This is a genomic window from Ruminococcus sp. 5_1_39BFAA, assembly GCF_964240875.1.
In the GTDB taxonomy this organism is placed as follows: Bacteria; Bacillota; Clostridia; order Lachnospirales; family Lachnospiraceae; genus Blautia_A.
The window spans coordinates 1-9,231 of the sequence record NZ_CAXSVO010000055.1 but is presented as its reverse complement, the minus strand read 5'-3'; the positions used below and the strand labels follow the sequence as shown (position 1 = coordinate 9,231).

Below are 9,231 nucleotides of genomic sequence, written 5' to 3'. Positions count from 1 at the left end.
TACATAGAATGTGTGTATGGTTATTACCTAAGAACTTTGATATAGGTGGAACCGCCGGAGTTTGGGTAATAAATATAATATTAGGTTGTTTGATTGGTGAAGTGGTAGTTATATGGTATGTATCACGTGCCGTTTATGTTTTATTTAAATATCTTGTAGATCTGTTAAGATAAATAATTTCATGATTTTAAATTATGTATAGATATTTACTGGCGTATCGTCTCACTGGCTTGCGTACCATAAATTGATACAATGCACCCTTGGCTGTCAGAGGGTGCATTTTTAACGATTACCCCTACTCAAAAAACGATAGGGTGCATTTGCTTTGGATTTATGGTATTCTATGGTAAAGCACAGCGATAAAATATGATCTTTTTGAAAGGTGAGGTATTGAATATGAGCAAGGTATTAGTAGCGTATTTCAGTGCCAGCGGCGTAACAGCGAAACTGGCAGAACGGCTTGCAGAGGCTATCGGAGCAGATTTACATGAGATTCAGCCGGAGGTTCCATATACGGATGCTGATCTGGACTGGATGAATAAAAAGAGCCGCAGCAGTGTGGAAATGAATGATAAGTCATTCCGGCCTGCTGTTGCAAATAAAGTAGAGAACATGGAGCAGTATTCTGTGATTTTCACAGCCTTCCCTATCTGGTGGTACGTCGCCCCGACTATTGTGAACACGTTTTTGGAGCAGTATGATTTGTCCGGAAAGACGATTATTCCATTGGCAACTTCTGGCAGCAGCGGTATGGGGAACACAAACAAGGAACTGGCGGTTTCCTGCCCAGGAGCAGAATTAAAGGAAGGAAAGAGATTCCCTGCGGATGCAAGTGCGGAAGAACTGAAAGCATGGGCAGAAGGATTCGGGATTTAAAGAAAAGACTGATAAACTTATCAATATAGACCCATAAAGTTATCTTTCATGACAACGAATAATAAGAAATCTATGGTAACATCCTACCCGTAGTGGTAAATTATTCTACAGGAAAGGGTGCGAAGCATGGAAAATGAAGTATATGAAAAAGACTACGGAGAGGAATTCCGGGAACGAAGTGATAAGTCAGAGAGAAAGGATTTTCTGGACACATTAATGGAGGTTGGGTTCTTTCAGAAGTACCAGGAAGAAATGGATAAAATCCCAAAGCGTGTGGTTCCTAAAGAAAAAGCGGATTATGAATACCTGCTTGGGGAGTGTGATGCTTACGTCCGGCAGTTCGGAGGAAGAATCCGGGGCGAGGTGGATTACCAGAAATGGCAGGCAACCATTGATTTATACTTGAAGCATTTTGAGTTCTGTGATCGGGAGGCATTAACACTGCTAAAGGAGATCGCAGAGCGGGCGGAGAATGTGACATTTTCGACGAAAGATGGGATGCTAAGGATGTCGGTGTTCATTGGGTATTTTGATGAGGTGTATTAAAAAAAGGCTGCTGGCACATGAGAAGTTTTCATATATCAGCAGCCTTTTTAAAGGGCGTTTTGCAAAATGACGAGGATAGCTGCTATTTCTTGTTGACAGGGTCGAATTTGTATCCATATCCAACTACAGTTTTAATGAAATTCAACCCATCTTCGTATGTTGCAGTTTTCTTCCTCACTTGAAAAACTGTGTTTTCCACAGCATGGAAATGGTCGTTTGCTGCTTCGTGCCAGACTGATTCATAAATCTGCTCCTTTGTGAAGATAATGTCAGGGCTGGAATAGAGCAGATATAAAATATCAAATTCTTTTGGAGATAAGTATAAAGCGTGGCCGTCAATTTTCACCTCATGTTTTTGAGCGTTCATATAAAGCCGTGAGCTGATCCGCCGGATGCCATAAAACTCTTGCACAGCAATACAGTCCAGACGGATTTGTTCCAGCAGCAGGGAAAGATTGTCAAATTTCTGCGGAGTGCGCAGCCTTTTCATAAGTTGAATCTCCATCTTCAATCCATAGATATCCTTATTGAAATTCAGAAGATGGGTTTCCACAGATATTTCCCCATCATTGCTGATGGTAGGCCGGGGGCCGATGTGCGTAATGCCGTAGTAGGTTTCATTTTCCAAAGTGGCTGTGGCAATATAAACGCCTTCAGGAGGAAGGCCCTTTTTGTCTGCAATTTTTAAATTTGCAGTCGGCATCCCAATTAGTTTTCCTATTCCGCGTCCGTGTATGATAGTTCCCGCTGTTATAAAAACAGGGATAAGATTACTCGCCTTTTTCATAGATTTACCTCATATGATTTCATTCATGGACAGAATGAATAATGTACAGGTGACAATAACGAGCATTGAAAAAAGGAATAATCCAAGATGTCTCTTGCCAGAGGCATTGACGGGGGTGGCAAGGTATCCTGCTTTTCTCAGAGCTGTTATCACTGGTTTATATAGCAGAAACGTGAATCCGGAATTCAGTCCCGCCTTTAAGAGATTATATGGAAGAAATGCCGGGAGCATCAGTCTGGCAACGGCTTCTCTGGGGTATCCCATATAAAACGGAGTGATGAGGTAATTCCACAGCAGCATGACAACAACCATTGTAAGGCTGCCAACGCACAATCCGGTAACAGCGCCTGCTAACGTATGCTTCTTTTTATAAATCAAAGAGGTGGTGCAGGCAAAGGAGCAGGTGGATAAGATATTCATTAAGCACCCTAATATGCCGGTTTCACTTATGGTTACCATTTCAATCAGAGATACAATGACGGACACAAAGCAAGAGGTCATCGGTCCCCAGATCAGACCTCCTAATGTGATGATGACATCTTTGGGATCGTACTTCAGAAAAAGCACGACGGGTATCCGACAGGCAGCAACGGCTATGTAGGCGATGGCGCACAGCATGGCAGTTGAGGTAAGCATTTTTGTTCTTGTATTCATTCAGATTTTCTCCTTGAAAAAATTAACACCTTAAAGAATGTCTTTCAGGTGTTAAGGAATATTTACAGAATATCAAGAAACATATATTCTGTGATATGCACGATCTTCTTCTATCCAGACTGTACTGTTGGTTTTGGAATTGCACCAAATCATGCACATATGTGCTTGCGGACTGTACCGCCAATCGGGAATTCTTGCCCATTGGATATCTTTTATCCAATAAGAGTCACCCTGCCCTGAAGACTTCTTATTCAGCTGTCGGAATCAATCATACCTCTTAAAATGCTGTAAGGCAATAGAAGAAGGGGATTTCGGAAGTATTTCGGAAGTATCAGAAGATGGAGTGGATATAGGAAAAAGATACTTCCATGGCGGATTCTTTTCAAGGGGTTATTACTATCGCAGCAGTGGCATACTGCCTGTGAGCTTATTGACTTTTTTCTTAGGACCGCAGATGGCAAGACCGAAGTATTGCAGAGTGCTTTCTGACACGTCCCCCATTTTTGAGATAAATTCATCATAGGTTTTACAGCCCTGTGCCAGATCGCTAAAGTCAATCACGGTCAAGTCCTGAAAGTCAGGTTGATAGAGCTTGTCACGGATTGCTTTGATGATTTCCGGTGAGCCTTTCAAAATTGGTACGGGAAATTCAATGATGCCGAGATGTTCGTTTCCACTCTGGTCTGTAACATTCGCACCGACCACCTCCGGCATCTCTTTTCCCAGGGTGATTCCCATGATAGCCGCCGTATTTGCAATAATGCCAAGCGGGAGATTTGCGTCAATGACCATGACGCATTTTTCATTCTGTAAATCCATTTCAGATTGCCTCCTGTTTTTGTGTTTTTCCTCTGTATTCAGAAAGGAACAGTCCGATCAGTGCTAGGACCGTACCAATGCCGGACATCACGGTTACTTTTTCTTTTAGGATAAGGGCCGATGTGATAACTGTGATAACCGGAATTAAGTAAATGTAAATGCTTGTTTTGACAGCGCCCAGAACCTTCACAGCCATGTTCCAAGTAACGAAACACAGTGCGGATGCGCCCAGACCTAAGAAGATCAAATTTCCCAGGCAGACTGGATTTGTGAACCGTTCTGCTCCAATGCGGCAATCAAACAGGAATAGTGCAGGTATCATAAATACGATTCCATAAGCAAATACTCGTCTTGTGGTCTGGATGGTGTGATATCCAAAACCGCTGATTTTTCGGGTGAGTACAGAGTAGCAGGCCCACACGACTGCTGCAGCTGCGGCCAATAAGTCACCGATGGGATTTAACTGCATCTTCACACCGTTAAAGCTGATCAAGCAGATGCCGACTATCGCAACTACAAATCCGATGAAGAAATTTGCACGCAGCTTTTCTTCCTTTGTGAACAGGTGGGTGAGCATTGCTGTGAAAAAGGGTGCTATAGAGATAATCACACCTACGTTGGAAGCCATTGTATAAGTCAGGGCAATGTTCTCCAGCAGATAATACAGGCACACGCCGCACAGTCCCGCCGCTGCAAAGACAGCTTCCTGCCGTTTGGTAGTGCCTTTCATCCGGTGGGGATAGACGATCAGCAATGCCAGAAATCCCAGGATAAACCGGAAGAACAGGATTTCTATCGGCTCAAAATCCACTAACAGCACTTTGGTGGAGATGAAGGTGGTTCCCCATATCAGGATCGTTACCAGCGCCGCCAGATGCCCGGTTGCTTTTTTACTCATCCGGCGTTTCCTCCTTCTCTAAAAATATGTCACGGTAAAGGCCCGGAGCCAATCCGATAAATCGGTTGAAATAGTTCGTGAAATGACTCTGGTCAGAAAAGCCTGTCTGCAAGGCTGCCTCTATCGGAGGCACACCCTGTTCCAGAAGTTTCTTTGCTTTGCCAATGCGTATGTTCTCTAAGTAGCTGTATGGTGTGACGCCTTTGGACTTGGTAAAGGCCCGGAGCAGCGTGGATTTGCTAAGACCAGCATAACGGCAGATCTGATCTAAATAAATCCGGTCTGCGAAGTGCTGCTCCATAAAATCGCAGGCTTTTTCAATTTCTTCCCTGCATTCCGGGATACAGCTTTCAAAGGGCTGCCCGTACCGTTGAATCAACAGAGATATGAGGAGCAGCAGATTTTCTTCCTTACCGAATTCACAGGAGCCTATCATGACCAGTTCGTGGAGCGGATGCAGATAGCAGGTCACTTCTTCATCGAAGATCACGGTTTTGGAAAAGCCGGGGAGTTCCCTTTTCCCGGTCACTTCTTCTGCCAGGTCCAGCATGACTTCTTTGGTAATGTTAATTCCTCGGTAATCCAATGTGCCATCATCACTCTGTACACAGGCATGATTGTCTCCGGGATTGAAAAGAACAATATCACCTTTTGCTATGGTGTATTCCTGATTGCGACAGGAGAGGCATCGTTCCCCGTCCTCAATAAATCCAATCACATAATATTCATGGAAGTGGTTTGGAAATGGCTGCACGATTCCCTCAAAACGGTATGCCTCAATCCGAAGCTCATCATCATAAACCACCGTCCTTGTTTCTTTCTTCATGTGTGTTCCCTCCCTTGCTGTTCTTCATTGTAGCATTTCAAAATGCAAAAGGCTTGTAAAATATCTTCATTTTTCATGGCTCACTGGATTGCTGTCTTTGGATATGGTATGCTGTAGGCAATCAAATAGCGGAGGTACGAGTATGGAAGAACAGCAGAATCCATTGACTTATGAAATTATCAAAGCGGCGGTTGCCGGGGAAAAATGGGCAACAGAAAAGTTATTGCACACTACGATTCTTATATTGAAGAGCTTGCCACAGTAAAAGAGAAGCAGCCGGACGGCAGCGTGAGAACCTTTGTGGACGAGGATATGAAACAATCCATTATTCTAAAACTGCTGGAGAAGATACCGGACTTCCCTTTGGAGGAAGCGGAGAGGATAGCAAAAGAGGAAACAGATGAGGGGATATAATACTTGCGTATAGTGGTGTCTGATTTTACAAAGTATCGGGCTTGAAAACGGTTCGAGGGTACATTATGTGGTAGAAAAGCCCGGAATAAGCCCTATATGTGGGAAAAATCCGGTTCATACAGAAATCAGAGTACATAAAATTTGTGTGTTTCTTGGACGAACGGTTCATACTCATGGAGAAATAACAGGGTGGGGTAAACTTCTGAAAAAGAAGCCCCCACCTTTTCGCGTAACTAAGAGGGTGTCCAAACTTTTCCGCAAAACGGAAAATGCGGTTGTACCTTTTCGCAAAAGAGGATTTGAAGTAAATCTGCCGTGGACTCTTTGTTGAGAAAAACGCAGAGTTACGGTATAATATCGGTTGAGATTTATGTTTGAGGTGACAATGATGCTACATATAGCGGTAAGCGATGACGATACAGTGATTCTTTCTAAAGTAGATGAACTTGCGAGGGTGTTTTTCAGGACGCATTGTGTGGACTGTAAAATTCAGACATATCAATCCAGCGAGAATCTGTTGTACGATTTGCAGGACGGGATTAATTATGACCTGCTTCTTTTGGACATAGAGATGCCGGGAATTGACGGGATGGATTTGGCAAAGGTAATTCAGGATACTATGCCCGCTGCAAAAATCATTTTTATTACTTCCCATTTGGAGTATGCGATTACAGCTTACGAATTTTCTGTATTCCGGTATATTCCAAAGACGGTCATAGAGGAAAAATTGCCGCCTGCGTTGGAGGATTATTATAAGCTGTACCGTCTGGAAAGAAATGAATTTTACACGGTTGAGATCAAAAATCATGTGGAGCAGTTACCGTATAGAGAAATACTGTATATTCTGAAAGACGGGAAATATGCTGTATTTTATTTGAGGGGAGGAAAAACACAATCTGTACGAAAGACGCTGGCACACGTCTTTGAGGAAATAAACAAAGAGTATTTTTGCTTTGCGGACAGAGGGTGTATTGTGAATCTGGCAAATGTAGTAGGGCTGGATGATACTGGAATCCTTTTGCTGGATGATCAGCATATTATAATTAGTAAAGCGAATATTCCAGAATTTAAGATTACAATGCTCAAATTTTGGGGGAAGCAGATATGACGGGAATACATATTTTTGTCGAATGGATCGCAGCCTTTATAGAAATAATTCTATACCTAAGTATTATTGCTACAATTTCAGAAAGTCAGTTTCAAAAGAAGAAGCAAATAAGATATTTTGTGCTGTTGGCAGCTTTTATTGCGGTGGGAGTTGTCATGTTGAATCTGATTGACTTGTCTATTAGTTTCCCTACCCTGATATACAGTGTGATTGTGTTTGCTTTGGGAGCACAGATACTTTATCGTGGCAGATTTATAGAGTTTTTGTTTCTGTCCATAGGGTATGTTGCATTTCTAACTTTTGTGGATATGACAAGCGTATTCGTGATGACGCAAACAGGTATGGAATCTGTTGTGAATCAGATTCTTTCTGGTTTTAGTGTGAAAAGGGTGGCTTATATTGCTACAATAAAAATTTTTGAAATATTTATCGTTATTCTACTTTGTATGTTGCTTCGGAAACGAGTGATTCCTAAAAAAGAAAAAGGATATACTGTTACAGTGATATGCTTAGTGTTGGGAAGCGTAGGAAGTGTGTATTGGGTGATCCAGTCCGAGATCCTTGTAGGGTTCAAGTTAAATTTCTTTCAGATTATGCTGAGCTTGAGCGGCACCCTTCTGGTATGTACTACATATTTTTTCCTTCGATTGAGGGAAGTTAAAAGGGAGCAGGAGTATACAGAACGGAAGAATCAGTTTTTGGAGAAAAATTATATGGCTGCAAAAGAGTCATATGAATCGAATGCAAGGCTATATCATGATATGAGGAATCATTTTACTCTGATACAGAATTATCTGGCGGATGCAAAAGTTACGGAGGCACAGGAACATCTGGGGAAGATCATTGGGGATCGTACTGCATTTTCTATAGCACAATGGACTGGAATTGAAGCAGCTGATTATATAATAAGTCAGAAGGCTGAAATGGCCAGAAGCCAGGGAGTTCATGTGGATATTCATGTAGAATATCCAAAAGATTGTGGAATTGATCCGGTAGACTTATGTACGATCCTTACTAATTTGTTTGATAATGCGATTGAGGCGTGTGTAAAATTGCCGCCTGAGACAGAACGAAAAATCACTCTGACAATTCGGAGGATTCATCAGTTTATTATTATACAGATTGCCAATAGTAGTATGACAGCACCTGTTACTAAGAATGGAATTATTGTTACGTCGAAGAAGAATCAGTCAAATCATGGATGGGGACTCCAAAATGTAAAAGCTGCTGCAGAAAAATATCATGGGGTAATGGACTTCGATTATAGTAATTCGGTTTTTACCATGAATGTTATGCTTTTTTATCAATAGAATTTTATTTTAAGGGCAGTTACTACCTGTTTTGAGGACAGTTGCGGTAACTGTCCTTTTTTATGGTATAGTATGGATAAACTGAAGGAGGGATGGGAATGTGGCGTATGATTGTTCCGCTTTTGATATTAGTTGTTCTTGGCGTTTTAGCCGTTTTCATTCAATTTAGGAGGAAGTGACTGCGAGAAGGAAATCTTATGTTTGGAAACAGTATAGGAGAAATTATGTATACAGAAAGGAGCTTTCAGCATGGAGTTAATAGATTATAGCCTGAAAGTAGGAAATAAGACACTTTTTGAAAATGTTCATGTAGAATTTGAAAAGAAAGTTATAAGTCATGTTTTAGGGTGCAATGGAGCAGGAAAGTCAAGTTTTGCAAAGACGTGTGTGGGAATGCAAAAATTTGAGGGGCAGATAAAGGGAAATAACAGTGCGATCCTTATCGGGAGCGCAAGTAATGTTCCTTTAGAATTTACAATAAAAGATGTTGTTTATTTGTTGAAAAGAAAGTATGCCCCTCGGAAAGTGGATGGATTGTGTGAACTGTTAAAGCTAGAGAAGATACCGGGCAACTTACAAATAAAGAAAATGAGTGATGGTCAAAAGCAGAAAATTAAGCTGTTAGCGTTTTTGTCGGCGGAACCGAAAGTGATCATTCTGGACGAATTTACAAACGCCTTGGATAAAAACAGTGCCTTAGATCTGTATCATTTTTTTGATGCTTATAATAAAATCAGTGATGTGGTAATTATAAACATTACACATAATTTGTCGGATTTAGAATACATGGCAGGGAGATATTACTATATCAATAATCGGAACATCAGAGAAATCGAATCGAAAGAACAGATTGTTGAATTATATATGAGAGGAGAATGACAACATGGAATTGCGAAAAAATATTAAGAACTGCTACTTTGAGGCTGTAAAAAATCTTGTGTCTTTGGAAAGTGAATCTTTCTGATAAGAAATAGATATGTAAGGTTTTGCTGT

The 9,231-nt window shown here is 41.4% G+C and carries 12 protein-coding genes and 1 riboswitch; of the genes, 7 read left to right on the top strand and 5 right to left on the bottom strand.

The annotated features are described in order from the left end of the window. Nucleotides 1–8 precede the first annotated feature (8 nt). The 3 genes from ACESZH_RS23180 to ACESZH_RS23170 all read left to right on the top strand — a co-directional run bounded on the left by ACESZH_RS23180 (nt 9) and on the right by ACESZH_RS23170 (nt 1,422). Nucleotides 9–173, top strand: coding sequence for a DUF6050 family protein (locus ACESZH_RS23180; protein ID WP_373219982.1), 165 nt, complete (start codon nt 9–11; stop codon nt 171–173). Between the two features lie 223 nt (nt 174–396). Continuing rightward, nucleotides 397–876 carry a flavodoxin gene (locus tag ACESZH_RS23175; RefSeq protein ID WP_178774165.1) on the top strand — a complete coding sequence of 160 codons (480 nt, stop codon included), beginning with the start codon at nt 397–399 and terminating at the stop codon, nt 874–876. A gap of 126 nt (nt 877–1,002) precedes the next feature. Continuing rightward, nucleotides 1,003–1,422, top strand: a complete 420-nt coding sequence (locus tag ACESZH_RS23170; protein WP_178670149.1) for a hypothetical protein — start codon at nt 1,003–1,005, stop codon at nt 1,420–1,422. A gap of 82 nt (nt 1,423–1,504) precedes the next feature. On the opposite strand, the gene ACESZH_RS23165 is transcribed toward ACESZH_RS23170, so the two are convergent. From ACESZH_RS23165 to ACESZH_RS23145, 5 genes are all read right to left on the bottom strand, one after another. Further along, nucleotides 1,505–2,209 (bottom strand): riboflavin kinase, encoded by a 705-nt coding sequence (locus tag ACESZH_RS23165; RefSeq protein ID WP_373219330.1) that lies wholly within the window; start codon nt 2,207–2,209, stop codon nt 1,505–1,507. Between the two features lie 9 nt (nt 2,210–2,218). After that, the gene (locus ACESZH_RS23160; protein ID WP_373219332.1) at nt 2,219–2,863 is read right to left on the bottom strand and encodes an ECF transporter S component; all 645 of its coding nucleotides are present in this window, start codon (nt 2,861–2,863) and stop codon (nt 2,219–2,221) included. A gap of 98 nt (nt 2,864–2,961) precedes the next feature. Beyond that, a riboswitch (FMN riboswitch) is annotated at nt 2,962–3,111 on the bottom strand. Between the two features lie 148 nt (nt 3,112–3,259). Then, on the bottom strand, nt 3,260–3,682 hold the full coding sequence (locus tag ACESZH_RS23155; RefSeq protein WP_373219334.1) for a DUF2000 domain-containing protein: 423 nt from the start codon (nt 3,680–3,682) through the stop codon (nt 3,260–3,262). 1 nt (nt 3,683) lies between these two features. Continuing rightward, complete coding sequence (locus ACESZH_RS23150) at nt 3,684–4,580, bottom strand: DMT family transporter (RefSeq protein ID WP_373219336.1); 897 nt, start codon at nt 4,578–4,580, stop codon at nt 3,684–3,686. Further along, the gene (locus ACESZH_RS23145; RefSeq protein WP_373219338.1) at nt 4,573–5,406 is read right to left on the bottom strand and encodes a helix-turn-helix domain-containing protein; all 834 of its coding nucleotides are present in this window, start codon (nt 5,404–5,406) and stop codon (nt 4,573–4,575) included. The genes ACESZH_RS23150 and ACESZH_RS23145 overlap by 8 nt, the downstream gene beginning before the upstream one ends. A 204-nt stretch (nt 5,407–5,610) precedes the next feature. Here ACESZH_RS23145 and ACESZH_RS23140 point away from each other — a divergent pair, with 204 nt between their 5' ends. The 4 genes from ACESZH_RS23140 (at nt 5,611) to ACESZH_RS23125 (ending at nt 9,117) form a co-directional block, all read left to right on the top strand. After that, the gene (locus ACESZH_RS23140) at nt 5,611–5,820 is read left to right on the top strand and encodes a helix-turn-helix domain-containing protein (RefSeq protein WP_373219339.1); all 210 of its coding nucleotides are present in this window, start codon (nt 5,611–5,613) and stop codon (nt 5,818–5,820) included. A gap of 385 nt (nt 5,821–6,205) precedes the next feature. Next, entirely contained in the window at nt 6,206–6,928 is a 723-nt protein-coding gene (locus tag ACESZH_RS23135; protein WP_373219341.1) for a LytR/AlgR family response regulator transcription factor, read from the top strand. Continuing rightward, on the top strand, nt 6,925–8,238 hold the full coding sequence (locus ACESZH_RS23130) for a GHKL domain-containing protein (protein WP_373219343.1): 1,314 nt from the start codon (nt 6,925–6,927) through the stop codon (nt 8,236–8,238). The genes ACESZH_RS23135 and ACESZH_RS23130 overlap by 4 nt, the downstream gene beginning before the upstream one ends. A gap of 249 nt (nt 8,239–8,487) precedes the next feature. Beyond that, nucleotides 8,488–9,117, top strand: coding sequence for an ATP-binding cassette domain-containing protein (locus ACESZH_RS23125; RefSeq protein ID WP_373219345.1), 630 nt, complete (start codon nt 8,488–8,490; stop codon nt 9,115–9,117). Nucleotides 9,118–9,231 lie beyond the last annotated feature (114 nt).